Consider the following 15,116-nt stretch of genomic DNA (forward strand, 5'->3'; position numbering starts at 1 on the left):
CGGCAAGGCCTGCGGTGCGGAGCGGGCTCGACAGCGGACGTGACTCGTGGATATGGTGCGGGGGACCATGCGCCACTTCTTTACTGCTTGCATCTGCACCGCGTTGCTGCCCGCGTGCGGCGACACCGACGAGAGCCGGGATACGCAGCAGACCTCGGTATCGTCGATCGGGACGCTCCCGCAGATCACGGCGTCGTCGAACCCGGGGACCGGGGGCGAGTCGACGACCGAGCAGGGCGGGAGCGAGACCGCGGGCGGGAGCGAGAGCGGCGAGGCGTCGACGGCGAACCCCACCGGCAGCGGCGGCATGGACGGCCCCAAGTTCGACGTCGGCGAGGACACCGGGCCGATCGATCCGACCAATGAGACCGGCGAGGAGAAGGGCTGTCAGAAGATCGACTTCCTGTTCGTGGTCGACAACTCGGGCTCGATGGCCGAGGAGCAGGAGGCGCTGGCGGTCAGCTTCGACGGCTTCATCTCGTCGATCCAGAACACCGTGATGGCGGAGGACTATCACATCATGGTGATCGACACCGACGCGGGCAACGCGTTCTTGCAGGAGTGCCTGGTCCTGTGCACGTTCTTCCCCGAGTGCGAGGGGTATCCGTGCAACAACCTGCCGCAGCCGGAGGGCTGCGACGCGACGCTGGGGGTCGGCCTCACCAAGGACCCGAGCGACAGCGAGTGCGGGATCGTCGGCGGCAATCGCTACATGATCAACGGCCAGCCGAACCTGGCCAGCACCTTCGAGTGTCTGGCCAAGGTCGGCACCAACGGCGACGGCAGCGAGCGGCCGATGGAGGCGATGGTCGCGGCGACGGGGCAGCTCACCAACGGCGGCGCGTGCAACGACGGGTTCTTGCGCAAGGACGCGCTGCTGGTCGTCACCTTCATCACCGACGAGGAGGACGACGAGGAGTCGAACGGCAACCCGGTCGGCTGGAACGCGTCGCTGGTGGCCGCCAAGTACGGGCTCGAGAAGAACATCGTGGTCCTCGGCCTCATCGGCGACCCCGACCAGCCGAACCCCGTGTGCACCGGGCAGGCCGAGGCCTCGCCGCGCCTGCGCGAGTTCGCCGAGTCGTTCACCTACGGCAACTGGGGCTCGATCTGCTCGCCCGACTACGCGCCGTTCTTCGACGCGGCGGTCAGCGTGATCGACACCGCCTGCCAGACCTTCGAGCCGCCGGGCTAGCAGCGCGCGGCCGGTGCTCGTCCGCGGGCGACATGTCCTGGAAGACAGGTCATGGCGCCGGCGGCGAGGCCGCCGATCAGCGCGCCGCGCCGAGGTGCACGCCGGCGCTGCGCGCCGTGTCGGCCAGGCCGGTGGCAGGGGCCGACGACGCGAGGGCTGCGGCTCGCAGGTCGGCCCTCACGGAGGCGTCGTCGTGCGGGGCGGGGGCCCGGCGGTGCACGGAGAAGGCTCGCCGCGCCTCGAGGGCCGCGACCGGCATGCGCGTGCTCTTCGCCAGCGACTCCTTGCTGGCTGCCAGCGCGCGGCTCGCCTCGGCGATGTTGACGATGGTGCCGTAGAGGGCGAAGAAGACGGCGAGGGTGGCGAGGAGGGCGCCGCTCGAGAATCCGCGGACGCTGGGACGAGGGGACCGGATTTGCATGACGGCTGATTCCTTCGGGGCGTGGCGAGGCTCCGGACGGCGTGCTCCGGGCGGGTGACACGAGGACCTCCGGCAGAAGAGGCCTTGGACTTTTGAGGGTAGTCGGCCGCCCTCGCCTGTCAGCTAAAAGTTGCATCAACGCGGCGAGCGGACCCGGCCGTCGCGGTTCATGGCGCGATGCAGGGCCGAGATCCGGCGGGCGCAGCGCTGGCCGCGGGGGCGGTCCAGGGCCTTTCTCAGCGACGATCTGCGCGACATGATTGAAGGGACATGCCCGTTCGGGCATGTCCCTTCGCGCAGCGGAAGAAATGGGTCACTCGCAGGTGGCCGAGTTGACGATGACGTCGGTGATCGGGACGTCGTCGTAGCCGTTCTCGCTGCCGGTCGGGACGGCGGAGATGGCGGCGAGGACGTCGAAGCCCTCGACAAGCACGCCGAAGGCGGCGTACTGGCCGTCGAGGAAGTCCTGCGGGCCGTCGCAGATGTAGAACTGCGAGGTGGCGCTGTTCGGGTCGTTGGTGCGGGCCATCGAGATCGCGCCGTCGACGTGGGTGAGCGCGGGGCTGACCTCGAGCGGGATCGGCGGGTCGGTCGGCTTGCTCGACAGGTCGGGCAAGAGGCCGCCGCCCTGGATGACGAAGCCGTCGATCACGCGGTGGAAGATGGTGCCGTCGTAGAAGCCGGTCTCGACGTAATGCACGAAGTTGGCGGTGGTGATCGGGGCGTTGACCGCGTCGAGCTGGACGACCATGTCGCCGAGGGTGGTGGAGATCCGGATCCGCGGCGCGTCGCCCTCGCACGGGCCAGGCATGACGCCGGTGGTGGTGGAGGCGGTGGTGGTGCCGTCGGTCGTGTCGGCGGTCGTGTCGACGGTGGTGCCCTCGCTGGTCGGCGCCGCGGTGGTGGTGGTCTCGGCCGCGGTGGTGGTCGAGGTCGGCGTGCCCGTGGTGGTGGTGGCGGTCGAGGTCTCGCTCTCGCCGTCGGTGGTGGCGGGCGCGGTGGTCGTCGCGTCGGTGGTGGCCATCGTCGCGGTGACGTCGGCGGTGGTCTTCTCCTCGCCGTTGCAGGCGGGCAGGAGGGCGAGGAGGAGGAGGGGCGAGGCGAGGGCGAGCGCGCGGGAAGCCATGGGCGGCCACGATGCCCGGCGCGCGGCCGCGGCACAAGCTCGGGGCAGCGGCGCGCGGACGTCGCGGACGGGCGCGGACGCGAGGCCGCGGCGACGCGACGCACAGCCGGGGCGCGCCGACGACCCGCGGGGTGCGACGTGGATCGCTGCGGGCGGCCCTTGCGCTCGCGGGCAATGGGGCCGGTGCTACGTTCGCGAGCATGTCCTACGCGGTACGTGCATTCCCGTTGCGCCGACCGGTCGGCGAACTGATGGCATTCGTGGCGGCCCTGCGGGGGACCCGGCGCGCCGAGGCCGAGGCGGCGTACCGGCGCTACGGGGTGCTGCTGGACACCTGGCACATTCAAGACACGCCGTTCGGGCCGTGGGTGCTGGTGGTCACGCGGATCGACGATTGCGCCGACGTCGAGGCGTACGCCGCCAGCTCGGGCGAATTCGAGGTGTGGTTCAAATCGACGGTGCTCGCCCTGTCGGGCTCCGATCCGAGCAAGGCGCCGCTCGGGCCGCCGACGACCGAGCTCTACACGTGGACGGGCGCGACGATCGTCGGCGGCGAGGCGGGTCAATCATGACAGGGCGGCGCCTCCGCAGATTCGCCTGCGCGTCCGGAGACTCCGCGGGCGCCCGACCCCGCGATGGTGGTGCTCGCCGGCGTCCCGGCGCCGGCGCGGGCGTTCTCGCCCCGGCTCGCGTCGGCGCCGGGGTCGTGCGAGATTGGCCCGAGAGGGCCCGAGCGGGGTGGGAGCGGTCGAATCGCGAATGTGGCCAGGACGTCGGCGCTGCCGTGGCATGACCCACGCTTCGTCGGCTTCTTCGCCGCGGCCGCGCTGGGCCCCGTGGCCTCGATGGCGCTGCGCTTCGTGCCGGGGCACCTCGAGGCCGCGGGCCACTCGCCGGCGACGATAGGCGAGGTGATGGCGGCGTCGACCCTCGGCGGGGTCCTGGCGCTGCCGCTGGCGGGCTGGCTGGCGCAGCACCGCCTGCGAGCGATGCTGATCGGCGGGGCGCTGGTGCAGGCGCTCGGGCTGGCGTGCGCGGGCCTGGCGGCGGACAGCGTGGCCGGTCTGGCGGCCAGCGTGGCGCTGATGAGCCTCGGCACGGCGCACCTCGACGTCGGGGTGGTGGCGACGGTGGTGGCGTCGGTGCAGGCCGAGCGGCGGCCGCAGGTGTTGGCGTATTACTTCGCGTTCGTCAGCCTGGCGCGCAACGTGATCGGCTCGGCGCTGGCGGAGGGGCTGCTGGGACGCTGGGGCTTCTCGACGATGTGTCTGGCGCTGGCCGGCCTGGCGGCGCTGCACGTCCTGGTGCGGACGATCGCGGCGACGCCGACGCCCGTGAGCGAGGAGCACGCGCCGCCGTACCGCGAGTTCCTGCGGGACTTCGCGCGGCCGCGCGTGCTGGCGCTGATGCTGGTGTTCACGCTGCTGTCGATCCACTTCGTGGCGCAGGAGTCGTTCATCACCGCGCTGGCGACCCACCGCGCGCTCGGCAGCGTGACGCCGCTGTTCACCGCGTACTTCGCGGTGATCGCCCTCGGCCGCGCGGCGGCGGGGCACCTCGTCGATCGCCTGGGCCGCGGGCCGGTGGTGGTGGCCAGCGCGCTGGTGCTGGTGGGCGTGGGCGCGGGGCTGGCGGAGGTCCGCACGCAGCTGGGGATGATCGCGCTGGGGATCGCCACGGGGCTGGGGCACCTGCTGTTGTGGCCGGCGCTGTACTCGACGTTTTACGATCGCGTGCGCGGCCGCGGGATGGTGAGCGCGGCCCTGAGCGCGGCCCTGGCGGCGGCCGGATTCGCGGCCGAGCTCGGCCTCGGGGCGGTGGCGACGCGGGCCGGTTACGCGGCGCTCTACTGGACCGCGGCAGGCTGTGCGGCGCTCGCCGCGGTGCTCGCATTGCCGCTGTGGCGCTGGATGTCGCCGAAACACGAGGGGGCTGGCGATGGCTCGGATCCTGATCCACACGCTGCGTGAACACGGGCATGTGCTGCCGACGCTGAAGCTGGCGCGGGCGTTGACGGCGGCCGGTCATCGGGTCGAGCACCTGCTGACGCCGTGGTGGCGCGAGTTCTGCGAGGCGCACGGGCTGACGCTGCGGCCGTACCTCGAGGACGTCTTTCCGGCAGAGGCGGAGGCGGCGTGGTCGCGCATGGAGCAGGCAGCGCGCGAGGCCGACGCGGAGCAGCGCCGCGACGCGCGGGTGCGCTGGCTGCTGGCCGGCGGTCTCGACGAGGTCTACCGCGCGGCGGCGCCGGACCTGATCCTCGGCGACGCGTACGATGTGTCGATCCCGATCGTGGCGCGCAAGCTGGAGATCGCGGTGGCATCATTGTCGCCGTCGTGCTTCCAGGGCCGCGAGCCGGGGGTGCCGCCGCTGTCGAGCGGGGCCCGCTGGGGGACGGACGCGGCGGCCCGCCGGGTCGCGGAGGCCGAGTGGGCGCGGCTGGCCGAGGAACGCCGGCGGGCTGCCGATTCGTGGTATCCGCGCTACGTGGAGGAGCTGCTCCGGGTGTATGCATTCCCGCGCGCGGAGTTTTCGTGGGAGGGGGCGATCGCGCCGGACTTTCCCCGCCTGCCGCAATTGATATTGTGTCCGCGCGCGTTCGAGTTCCCGCGCGAGTTGCCGGCGCGCTGTCACGACGATGTCGCCAGCGTGACGGTGATGGAATCGCCGCCGGCGCCGGAGCTGGCGGCGTTCCTGCTGCGGCGGCCGCTGGTGTACTGCGCGCTCGGATCGCAGGGGCTGTGGCGGCCGCAACACCATGAATTGCTGGCGCAGGTATCGACATTGGCGCGGCGGCGGCCGGAGCTGTCGTTCGTGATCGCGGGGGACGCCCACTCGGCGGACGGCCTGGCCGCGGCGGCGCCGAGCAATACGAAGGTGGTGGCGTGGGCGCCACAACACGCGGTGTTGCGCGCGGCTTCGGCGATGATCTCGGTCGGCGGGATGGGGACGATCAAGGAGTGCCTGTGGCACGCGGTGCCCCTGGTGCTGGTGCCGCAATTCAACCCGTACGACGCGCAGGGCAACGCGGCGCGGGTGCGGCACCACGGGCTCGGCGAGGCGCTGACGCCGGCGGAATTTCTTGAAACGGGGCGGATCGAGGCGGCGCTCGATCGGGCGCTGGCCGGGACGTACGCGGCGGGATTGGGGCGGATCCAGGCGCAGCTCCGGGCGGTCGAGGCCGGGGACCGCGGGGTGGTGATGGTCGAGCGCTGGCTCCGCGGCGAAGCGTGGCCCGGTGAGGAGGTTTGACATGACACGCGGGGCGAAATGGTGGCAGTCTGGAGCGCGGCGGCCCGAGCCGTGCGCACGCATGTCACGTGAGCGGGAGGGATGAGGATGGAGTCGGAACAGGCACTGCGGCCGGGCGCGACGATCTGCTTCGGCTGCCACGCGCCGCTCACCGGGACGATGGCGATGTTCGGCGAGATCGCCGTGGCGGCCCAGGCGCTGTTCGCCGAGGTCAACGCGGCCGGCGGGGTACACGGGCACCGGATCGCGCTGATCGTCGGCGACGATCGCTACGATCCCGCGGAGACGCCGGCGGTGGTCGAGCGCCTGCTGGCGGAGCACGCGGTGTTCGGCTTCTTGATGTGCGTCGGGACGCCGCCGCACTTGACGGTGCTCGACCGACTGGCGACCGCGAACATCCCCGACCTCGCGGTGGTCACCGGGGCGTCGTCGATGGCCGACGCGCCGCGGACGAACATGTGCGTGGCCAACGTGCCGTATCACAGCAACGGGCGCGCGCTCGGGCTGCACGTCCGCGAGCTCGCGCGGGTCGGGACGATCACGTACGACACTGCGTTCGGCCGCGACTGGGTGGCCGGCTTCGCCACGGGGCTGGGGCGGGCGCCGGAGCGGTCGCGCTGGCTGGGCCCGGAGGAGGCGATCGAGCCGGCGGTCGAGGCGATGCAGGCGGAGGGGATGGAGGCGGTGCTGGCGGTGGTCCGCCCGGAGCAGGAGGTGGCGGCGATCCTGCACGGGCAGCGCCGCGGGTTCCGGCCGCGCTGGCTGGTCGGGTTCGTCGATGGCTTGACGGCGATGCTCGGAGCGGCGGGCGAGGGGGTGATCGGGTCGCACTGGCTGCACATGGCCGAAGGGTCAGACTCGCCGGCGATCGCGGAGCACCGGGCGTTGATGGCCCGGCAGGCGCCGCAGATCGAGGTGACGGGGACGAGCGTGGGCGGGCAGGCGCTGGCGGAGCTGACGGTCGAGCTGCTCCGTCGCGCGGGGCCGTGTTCGTCGCGGGCGCGGCTGCTGGCTGCGCTGGACAGCCTGGACGGGGGCTGGCGCAGCCCGTTGATGCGGGTCAGCCCGCGCAAGGAGGCGCGGCGGCCGGTGATCTTCGATGAGGTGGCGCTGCTGCGGCTGACGGCGGAGGGTTGGGTCGAGGCGTGACGGCGGTCGCGGTTGTGCGACGCGAGCCCGAGGATGCAGTACCGCAGTCGACCTCGCGACGCCTGTGGATCCACGTCGCAGGAGGGCTCAGGCGGGGCGCTCGAGGCTTGCAAGGACGTACCGCGGTCCGACCTCGCGGCTCGATCCATCCGCGTCATGAGTGGGCTCAGGCGGAGCGCCCGCGCTCGCGGGTCCGCGGCGAGGCGGGTTCAGGCGCAGCGCTCGAGGAGCGCGCGGAGGCGGGCCTCGGGGGCGGCCTCGGAGCTCGCGAGGGCGCCCGCGAGGCCCAGGGTCGCGACGTCGTCGCGCGTGAGCACGGTGGGCAGAACCTGGTCGAGGGCGTCGAGCCAGGCCGCGAGCGGCCCGGCGGGCGGGCGCAGCAGGGCGTCGAGCAGGGCCGGGGCGGGCATGGGCTCGCCGAGTCGATCGCCGAGGTAGACCCACCGGCCGTCCTGCTCGGCGAAGGCGTGGGCCTCGAGGTCGAGCGCGAGGCCCTCGCGGGCGCCGAGGCGCAGGGCCGTGGCGTAGGCGGAGGCGAGCCGGACGAGCTGGTGCGGGCGCTCGGGCCCGGCGGCGGTGCGCAGCTCGGCGCCGAGGGCGGGCAGGTCGGGCACGATGTGCCACAAGACGTGATCGCCGGCGCCGACCGCCAGGGCGACCGCCGTGTCCGCGGGCAGCAGCGGGCCGAGACGCGCGGCGCGCCGGACGTGCTCGCGGAGGGCGGCCCGGCCGCGCTCGTCGTCGCCGAAGCGCCACTCGAGGCGGGTGCGCAGGCAGAAGCCGCCTGTCTTGTAGAGCATGCTCGAAGGGGCATGTCCTGAAAGACGGGCGCGGACGAGCGGGCCGCCGGCGATCCGCTCGAGCACGTGACGACCGGCCGGGACCGGCCAGACGTGGCCGGGCGGGAGGTCCGGCCGGGGAACGGCGAGGTCGTCGGGCGCGGGCTCGGTGTCCGTGGCGGGCGACGGCGGGGTGTCCGCGGAGACAGGTTGGGAGGGCGGGGTCGAGACTGCGTAGATGTCCTCGGGGACAGGTGGAGCGGCGCCGTCTCCCGCGGCCGGCGAGGCTGCGGAGCGGATGTCCTCGGGGACAGGTAGGGCGTCTCCCGCGGCCGGCGAGGCTGCGGGGTGGATGTCCTCGGGGACAGGTATGGCATCTCCCGCGGCCGGCGAGGCTGCGGGGTGAATGTCCTCGGGGACAGGTCGAGCGGGGGCGCCGTCCCGCGCGGCGGCCGAGGATGAAGCATGAATGGCTTCGGGGACAGGTCGAGCGGGGGCGCTCGTGGCGTGGACTTCGGCGGCGTGCGCTGGCGGCCCGGCGGAACGGAGGTCCCCGGGGGCGTCGACGGGAGCGGCTGTCGTGGCTGTGCGGTCCTTCTCGCCGGGGAGAGAGGCCGGGAGCGCGTTCGCCGTGGGACTGTCCCCGCGGACGGCGTCGGACGAGGCCGACGCCGTCGCAGAGTCCGGCGGCGATCCAGCGTGGCTGTCCTCGAGGACAGCGGAGGGAGATGCCGCGGAGGCGCTGTCGTGCGGGCCGGGAGGGTCTCTCGGAGCGCGGTCCCCAGGGATGTGGACGAGCCGGGCGGGCATGGCTGAGTTGTCCTCCTGGGCAGGGCGGTCGGGAGGACGAGCGTCGCGGGGGGCGGGCGAGACGGTGCTGTCCTCCAGTACAGGTTGGCCGGGGGGATGATCGTCCTCGGGGAGGGGCGCGGGCGCGACGGAGCTGTCCGCGGGGACAGGTCCTGGCGAGGCCGTGGCGGCCGCGGCGGCGCGGTCCCGCGGGACCTCTCGGCCGCGAGAATCACGGCCGGCGTCGCCGTGGACGGACGGCGCGGGTGTGCGGGACTCGGCGCCCCAAGCGGGTCGTTCGGGCGGATGGCCGGCTTCGGAGAGGTGGGCGAGCGGGACGGCGGAGCTGTCCTCCTGGACAGGTATTGCGAAGGCGCGGCCGTCCGCGGGGGCAGCCGCGGCGTCCTGCCGGTCGGGCCCGGAGGCGGTCGAAGAGAGGCTGTCCTCGGAGACATGTGCAGGCGTGGGCGCGGCGTCGTGCCGGTCGGGCTCGGAGGCGGCCGATGAGAGGCTGTCCTCGGGGACATGTGCAGGCGTGGGCGCGGCGTCTTGCCGGTCGGGCTCGGAGGCGGCCGGAGAGAGGCTGTCCTCGGGGACATGTGCAGGCGGCGAGGGGGCGGCGTCCTCCCGGTCGGGCCCGGAGGCGTGCGTCTCGCGGGGTCGAAGATCCGGCGTGTCGTCCGGGGCGGAGGGCGCGGCCTCGTCGGCGTCCTGCGGGGAGGCTGCGGGGTCGGGCGGCTCCTCGCTCAGGGGCGGCGCTTCGGTCGGCCAGCGGTCGCGGAGGGTGCCGTGGCTCGGGGGGCGAAGGTCGAGAGGGCGCCGCCGGGCGCGTCGGGCTCGGAGCGAGCTTCCTCGAGATCGAACGGCTCGGCGACGGCGACGGGCGCGTCGGCGTGGGCGAGCACGGGCGGCGGCGGGACGCGGACGGTCGGGGCCGGGGGCGAGGGGATGTCGGGCAGCTCGACGTGCGGGGTCGGCTCGATGAACATGGCCGACACGGGGATCTTCGGCCGCGCGGGGCGTTCGGCGGCGGGTCTTTCGGACATGCTCTCGGGGACATGTCGTGTGCGCGGGCGGGCCGGAGCGTCGTCGCCGGCGAACGGCGTGGTCCGCTTGGCCGAGCGGATGTAGACGACCCGGCCCTCGTCCGGCTGCGGGCGCGACGGGCCGCGGCGGGCCTCGTCGTCGGCGCTGCGGTGGGTGCCGATGCTCTCGATCGTCTGCAGCGCGGCGCGCAGCTGCTCGGCGGTTCCGGCCTGGCCGGCGAGGGCGCCCAGGCCCTCGCGGGCGGTGCGCTGCTTCATCTGCCGCACGGCGGCACGGATCGCGCCGACCGCGGTCTCGCGGACGCCGATGCCGGCGGAGGCCTGGGCGCCGATCACCGGCACGTCGGGCCCGAGGCGCAGCGCGGCCCTGCTCGTGCGGCAGCATGGCGCTCGGGAGGTCCTGCTTGTTGGCCTGGACCAGCAGCGGCACGTGCACCGCGCTCCTGCCGAGGTGCTCGCGCAGGCTGTCGAGCATCTCGCGCGCCGAGTCCTGGCCGGACACGGCGCTGTCGCACACCAGCACGACGACGTCGGCGCCGCGCAAGATGTGGGCGCGCCGCGGCTCGAGGCTCTTGTGGCCGGGCACGGTGACGACCTGGACCTGCAGCTGTTGGCCGTCGAGCACGCCGCCGTCGAAGCTGAACCAGTCGAAGAAGATCGTGCGACCGGTGGCCGCCGGGTGGACCTGCAGCTCGTCGCCGGGCCTGGTGCCGAAGATGCGCGCGAGCTGCTCGACGTTGGTGGTCTTGCCGGCGCGGCCGGGCCCGTCATAGACGATGCGCAGGACGATCCGCGCGCGGTCTGGTTCGAAGACTGCCATGTCCGGATCCTCCCCTGCGTCCCCTGCATCCCCTGCACGATCTGCGTGATCTGCATCATGGCGCCAGCGATTCGACCAGCCCGATCTGCGCGCGCAGCTGCGCCCATCCGAGGCCGATGCTGATCGACCGGTCGGTGCAGAGGAGGAGCGCCCACTCGCGGCTGGCGAGGCGCCGGGCGAAGATGTAGTGCTCGGCGGCGGTCAGCTGGACCTCGTGCAGCCGGCCGAGCGCGATCCGGCCGCCGAACAGGTCGACGCCCGCCGCGGCCAGGGCGGCCTCGGGCAGCGCGACCGCGCCGCGGCGACGCTCGTGGTGGCCGACCAGGACGCCGCGCGCGAGGTCGACGACGCTGCAGGCGAGCGCGCCGTCGACCGACTCGGCCAGGCGCCGGCACGCGGCGTCGGCCACGGGGAGGCGCGCGGGGCTCTCGGCCGGCGGGGGCGCGGCGGGCTCGTCGTCGACGATGCCATCGAGCTCGAACACGGTCTGGCCGACCTCCGCGCGGCGGTGCTCGTGCTGCTCCTCGTCGAGCTGGCTGAGGCTGGCCAGCAGCAGCTGATCGAAGGGGGCGTCGATGGTGGGGACGACGTCCGCTTCGAGGCTGGTGGTGTGCAGCGTGCCCGAGGAGCTGGCGAGGATCGCTCGCAAGGCGGCGCAGCCGGAGGCGGAGCCGTGGGCGGCGTCGATGATCTCGCCGCGGCGGAAGTGGATCTTGCTGGGCGGCTGGTCGGCGTGGGTGACGACGATCGTGACCGAGCGCTGCGAGAGGTGGAACATCTGCGCCATGTCGATGAGCGACAGGCCGTGGACGCTGCCCTGAAACCCGGTCTCGCAGTCGATCGCCTTCTGGATCGATCGAAGCAGCTCGGCGGAGGAGAACGGCTTGAGGAGGATGTCGACCGCGCCGAGCTCGGTGGCGATCTGATGATCGCGCGCGGAGGCGTGGGCGCTCATGAGGATCGTGCGCGTCCGTCGCGACACGCTCGGCAGCAGCTTGAGCAGGTCGAGCCCGTCGGGGCCGCCCAGCCGCAGGTCGGTCAGCACCACGTCGGCCGGCTGCTTCGCCAGCGCCGCCAGAGCCGAGTGGACCGAGGCCGCCGACGCGACCTGGAAGCCGCGCCCTTCGAGCTCGCGCGTCAGCGCGCTGCGGAACTGCGAATCGTCGTCGACGATGAACAGCGAAGCCAAAATACACGCCTCCAGTGCCGGCGCCGACGCACGAGCTCGGTGCGCCGACGCGTCGGTCCAGGCCGGGCTAGAGCGTCGTCGCCTGCTCGATCTCGGCCAGGCTGCGGCGCGCCATCGCCAGGTTGGTCCGGCTGCGCTCGCAAGCGAGGTAGTAGAAGACCGCCGGCGTGCGCCGCAGCGGGCGGATGATGTGGTACTGCTTGCCGAGCGTGATGAGGATGTCCTCGAGCTCGTCGGCGAGCCGCAGGCTGCTCATCGCCTTGAGCTTGGCCTGGACGACGTTCGTGTTGGCGGCGGCGGCGACCTCGATGTCGAACGCGGCGGTTCCGCCGGCGGTCGCGAGCGTCATGCCGCTCTCACTATCGACAATCGCCGCGGCGATCGCTCCGTCAATCTCCATCGCCTTCTTGACCTGATTCGATGTATTACCCATGACAAATCTCCTTGGCGGGACCGCTCGGCGTGAACGGTTCCAGTGCGATCGCTATCGGATTCGACGCCCTGTCATCATCGCAAGGACGAGCTTGGAAGGCAACCAAAAAGAGAACAGGTGTCCGGTCGCCGATCGTCATACACATGTGATTGGGAAAAACGATGGGAGTGACGTCGCGGCAGGATCGACGCGCCTCGCCGATGCCGCCGCAAGCGACAATGAGGGGCGCCGAGCGCGGGTCGAGGCATTGTGAAGACGGGTGAACCGGCCTTCGGCGGCGATTTCGCGCTGACAGGATTGTGGCGTCCGGGGGGCTGGCGCCCGTTCGCGGCCGTCGGCGTCGACGGGCGGAACAGCTCGCTTTGCGTCGAGACCGTGAGAACGGCGTCCTTACGGTGATTCGTCGGCGGCCCGGGCGCGCGACGATTGTTTCGCGCGGCGGGCGGCGATTGTTCGCGGCGGTGCGCCGAGCCGCGAGCGCGGGGTGTTGTGAACACAGGGGGCCGGTATTGCGGGCGGCGGATGTGGGCAGAGCGCGAGCCCTGCCCACATTCCTCGCGCCGGGGCGATCGCCCGGGGCGCGGGTGGCGGCGCGGCCCACATCGGCGTCGCGGCCGCGAGAGGGCGCTGGCGGCCGCGGCGGCGCCGCGCAGCCGTCGCTGCCGCAGCGGTCGACGAGTCCGATGATTCCCGGCCGCGGGTCGGAGGGCACAGGGGTTGGACCGGGCGACGGCGGCGATTTGCAAGCCGACGCGGCCGCTCCGGCGCGCGCGGCGGTCGAATGCGCGTATTCGCAGATCTGCGAATACGCGAAATCGCTCGCGCGTGCTGCCGCGATTCGCTGCAGTCGGCCCACGCCGGGAGAATGGTGCGGGCCGGCGGTGACGCCGTGGGCGCGGGGCTTTGTCCGCCGTTTACGTCGTTATTCGGCCGACGCGTGGCGGCGCCGGGGCGGCCGCGGTAAGGCCGCAGAGGCGACGATTCACGCGAGCGTGACGCCGAGCCGGTGACCGGCCTCGACGAGCTCGGCGGTGGTCCGCTCGATGTCGGGCCAGGCGACGAGGAGTTCGCCGAAGCGGGCCACGAGCCGCTGGGCGCGGGCGAGGGCGTGGTCGGGATCGCCGCCGTCGCCGAGGAGGTCGCGCGGGGCCGGATATTCGCGGGTGGCGGCGTGCTCGGCGAGGGCGTCGAGGTGGCGCCGGACGTCGTCGGCCCAGTAGGACGGACCGCCGCCGTGTCGCGCCAGCAAGATCTCGAGGTGGCGGGCGTAGAGCTCCTTCTGCCGCCACAGACGCAGGGCGACGAAGGCCCGGAAGTCGGCGGGGGCGAGCCGGCCGAGCTCGCGCAGGTGGGCGCCGAGGGCGGGCATGGGGAGCGGCGAGGCGGCCGCGCGCACGCACTGGACGACGATCTCGCCGAGGCGGACCCAGCCGCCCGGACGCCAGACGTCGCCCTCGGCCCAGGACCGCTCCGCGACTGGCTCATGGACCAGGGCCGATGGGACATGTCCGAAGAGCGTGGTGTCGTCGAGGGCGCGCAGGGTGGTGCGGAACACGCCGTCCTCGTAGCGGCCGACGGGGAAGAAGGGCGGCAGGAGGTCGCGGTGGTCGAGGCCGAGGACGGCGCCCTGGCAGTAGCGGCCGTCGCCGACGGTGGCGCGGCGGACGAGGCGGAGGGCCTGGCGGGTCGAGGCGAGCGCGCGCCGGTAGGTTTCCTCGGAGGCGAGCAAGCGCTCGCGGTTGGCCCGGTCGAACAGGAGGCACCAGGTCGGGGCGTACCAGCCGAGGTCGCCGAGGAGGCCCTGGAAGGTGACGCGCACGCGGCCCTGGCCGCCGCGCAGGCGGCGGAGGATGGCGCGGTCGAGGCAGTCGTCGAGCTCGATCGGGGCGCCGGCGGGCACGGCGGCGAGCAGGGCGGGCAGCGGGCGGCCGAGCATCTCGGCGTGACCGTCGAGGGCCTCGCGGTCCGACCAGCGCGCGGCGGCGTGAGCAGCGGCGCGGTCGGGGTAGAACCAGATGTCCTGCGGCTGGTAGTTGTCGTAGCCCTCGCCGTCGCCGGTGAACAGGCTGAGGCCGGGCAGGGGATCGGGCGGGTCGACGGGGCGGGCGATCACGTCGTCGTCGAGGCAGACGAAGCGGCGGCCGACGGCGCGGAGGAGGAGGGCGTTGCGACCTGTCCCATAGGCCATGCCGGTGCGCTCGGGGTCGGCGAGGGCGAAGGCGAGGAGGTCGGGGTCGTGGCCGCGGGCGGCGAGGCGAGCGATGAATTCGCGGCGCTCGTCGGCGCCGACGTAGACGAGGCGGGCCGCGTGCGCGCGCGCGAGGCCGGCGAGGCGGGCGCGGTAGTCGGCGCGGACGGACGGATCGCTCGAGCCGTCGGCGACGACGAGCTCGCGGTCGCGCGCGAACCGGCGGGCGTCGAGGAGCAGCGAGGCGACCGCGCGCTCGGCCGCGGCGGGACGATCGGCGCTGGGGATGGCGACGAGATCGATCGGCGGCGGCGCTTCGTCGGGCACGCAGACGCGCCGGAGGTCGGCGAAGGAGACGAACATGCCGGCGTCGGCGAGCGCGAGCAGGCCGCTCTGGATGTTGGCGGCCTCCTCGGCCGGGCAGCCGCGGGTGGCGAGGTCGATGTGCTCGGCGAGCGGCCGGAAGCGGCGCGCGGCGACGAGGGCGTCGGCGGCCGCGCGCGCGACGACGCGGGCCTCGCGGCTGTGGACGCCGTAGACGAGGACGTTGTCGCGGGCGAGGTCGCGGCAGACTACGTCGCAGCAGCGGACAGGCGTGGGGTCGAGGGTCACAGCGGACCTCGCGGGCCGCGACGGCGAAGCGTCGTCGGCGGAGACGTGAGCAGCATCGCGGTGACGCGCGCGAGGATGGGGCGAGCCGAGGAGGATCGACGGGGCGCTCGCGGCGGC

12 protein-coding genes and 1 pseudogene are annotated in these 15,116 nt (G+C 73.5%); 5 read left to right on the forward strand and 8 right to left on the reverse strand.

Annotated features, from left to right (window positions below; genetic code table 11):
* Positions 1 to 67 precede the first annotated feature (67 nt).
* Entirely contained in the window at positions 68 to 1,195 is a 1,128-nt protein-coding gene (locus tag OV079_RS01145; RefSeq protein WP_267765731.1) for a hypothetical protein, read from the forward strand.
* A gap of 76 nt (positions 1,196 to 1,271) precedes the next feature.
* Here OV079_RS01145 and OV079_RS01150 read toward each other — a convergent pair whose 3' ends face one another.
* Together OV079_RS01150 and OV079_RS01155 are read right to left on the reverse strand one after the other, a co-directional pair.
* Positions 1,272 to 1,616, reverse strand: a complete 345-nt coding sequence (locus OV079_RS01150) for a hypothetical protein (RefSeq protein ID WP_267765732.1) — start codon at positions 1,614 to 1,616, stop codon at positions 1,272 to 1,274.
* A 313-nt stretch (positions 1,617 to 1,929) separates the two neighbouring features.
* A complete protein-coding gene (locus OV079_RS01155; protein ID WP_267765733.1) occupies positions 1,930 to 2,742 on the reverse strand; it encodes a peptidylprolyl isomerase in 813 nt (270 codons plus the stop codon).
* Positions 2,743 to 2,993: 251 nt separating this feature from the next.
* On the opposite strand from OV079_RS01155, the gene OV079_RS01160 reads away from it, so the two are divergent.
* From OV079_RS01160 to OV079_RS01175, 4 genes are all read left to right on the forward strand, one after another.
* Positions 2,994 to 3,314, forward strand: a complete 321-nt coding sequence (locus OV079_RS01160) for a hypothetical protein (protein WP_267765734.1) — start codon at positions 2,994 to 2,996, stop codon at positions 3,312 to 3,314.
* Between the two features lie 189 nt (positions 3,315 to 3,503).
* Complete coding sequence (locus OV079_RS01165) at positions 3,504 to 4,712, forward strand: MFS transporter (protein ID WP_267765735.1); 1,209 nt, start codon at positions 3,504 to 3,506, stop codon at positions 4,710 to 4,712.
* A complete protein-coding gene (locus OV079_RS01170) occupies positions 4,681 to 5,994 on the forward strand; it encodes a glycosyltransferase (protein ID WP_267765736.1) in 1,314 nt (437 codons plus the stop codon). Before OV079_RS01165 ends, OV079_RS01170 begins: the two co-directional genes overlap by 32 nt.
* Before the next feature lie 87 nt (positions 5,995 to 6,081).
* Positions 6,082 to 7,143, forward strand: a complete 1,062-nt coding sequence (locus OV079_RS01175; RefSeq protein ID WP_267765737.1) for an ABC transporter substrate-binding protein — start codon at positions 6,082 to 6,084, stop codon at positions 7,141 to 7,143.
* Between the two features lie 209 nt (positions 7,144 to 7,352).
* Here OV079_RS01175 and OV079_RS01180 read toward each other — a convergent pair whose 3' ends face one another.
* The 6 genes and pseudogenes from OV079_RS01180 to OV079_RS01205 all read right to left on the reverse strand — a co-directional run bounded on the left by OV079_RS01180 (position 7,353) and on the right by OV079_RS01205 (position 14,999).
* Positions 7,353 to 8,732 (reverse strand): hypothetical protein, encoded by a 1,380-nt coding sequence (locus OV079_RS01180; RefSeq protein WP_267765738.1) that lies wholly within the window; start codon positions 8,730 to 8,732, stop codon positions 7,353 to 7,355.
* 725 nt (positions 8,733 to 9,457) lie between these two features.
* Positions 9,458 to 10,099 carry a hypothetical protein gene (locus OV079_RS01185; RefSeq protein WP_267765739.1) on the reverse strand — a complete coding sequence of 214 codons (642 nt, stop codon included), beginning with the start codon at positions 10,097 to 10,099 and terminating at the stop codon, positions 9,458 to 9,460.
* An 88-nt stretch (positions 10,100 to 10,187) separates the two neighbouring features.
* Positions 10,188 to 10,577 (reverse strand): annotated as a pseudogene (locus OV079_RS57040) (hypothetical protein); the annotation flags it as partial.
* A gap of 55 nt (positions 10,578 to 10,632) precedes the next feature.
* Positions 10,633 to 11,766: a response regulator gene (locus OV079_RS01195; protein ID WP_267765741.1), complete on the reverse strand. Its 1,134-nt coding sequence runs from the start codon at positions 11,764 to 11,766 to the stop codon at positions 10,633 to 10,635.
* A gap of 67 nt (positions 11,767 to 11,833) precedes the next feature.
* Positions 11,834 to 12,115 (reverse strand): hypothetical protein, encoded by a 282-nt coding sequence (locus OV079_RS01200; protein ID WP_267765742.1) that lies wholly within the window; start codon positions 12,113 to 12,115, stop codon positions 11,834 to 11,836.
* Between the two features lie 1,066 nt (positions 12,116 to 13,181).
* The gene (locus OV079_RS01205) at positions 13,182 to 14,999 is read right to left on the reverse strand and encodes a hypothetical protein (RefSeq protein ID WP_267765743.1); all 1,818 of its coding nucleotides are present in this window, start codon (positions 14,997 to 14,999) and stop codon (positions 13,182 to 13,184) included.
* Between the last annotated feature and the right edge of the window lie 117 nt (positions 15,000 to 15,116).

Origin of the sequence: Nannocystis pusilla (genome assembly GCF_026626665.1) — a bacterium.
Taxonomy (GTDB): domain Bacteria; phylum Myxococcota_A; class Polyangia; order Nannocystales; family Nannocystaceae; genus Nannocystis; species Nannocystis pusilla.

Coding starts and splice junctions, on each gene's coding strand:
- OV079_RS01150 (WP_267765732.1), bottom strand. CDS start 1,616: ATGCAAATCCGGTCCCCTCGTCCCAGCGTCCGCGGATTCTCGAGCGGC.
- OV079_RS01170 (WP_267765736.1), top strand. CDS start 4,681: ATGGCTCGGATCCTGATCCACACGCTGCGTGAACACGGGCATGTGCTG.
- OV079_RS01145 (WP_267765731.1), top strand. CDS start 68: ATGCGCCACTTCTTTACTGCTTGCATCTGCACCGCGTTGCTGCCCGCG.
- OV079_RS01155 (WP_267765733.1), bottom strand. CDS start 2,742: ATGGCTTCCCGCGCGCTCGCCCTCGCCTCGCCCCTCCTCCTCCTCGCC.
- OV079_RS01180 (WP_267765738.1), bottom strand. CDS start 8,732: ATGCCCGCCCGGCTCGTCCACATCCCTGGGGACCGCGCTCCGAGAGAC.
- OV079_RS01160 (WP_267765734.1), top strand. CDS start 2,994: ATGGCATTCGTGGCGGCCCTGCGGGGGACCCGGCGCGCCGAGGCCGAG.
- OV079_RS01200 (WP_267765742.1), bottom strand. CDS start 12,115: ATGACGCTCGCGACCGCCGGCGGAACCGCCGCGTTCGACATCGAGGTC.
- OV079_RS01175 (WP_267765737.1), top strand. CDS start 6,082: ATGGAGTCGGAACAGGCACTGCGGCCGGGCGCGACGATCTGCTTCGGC.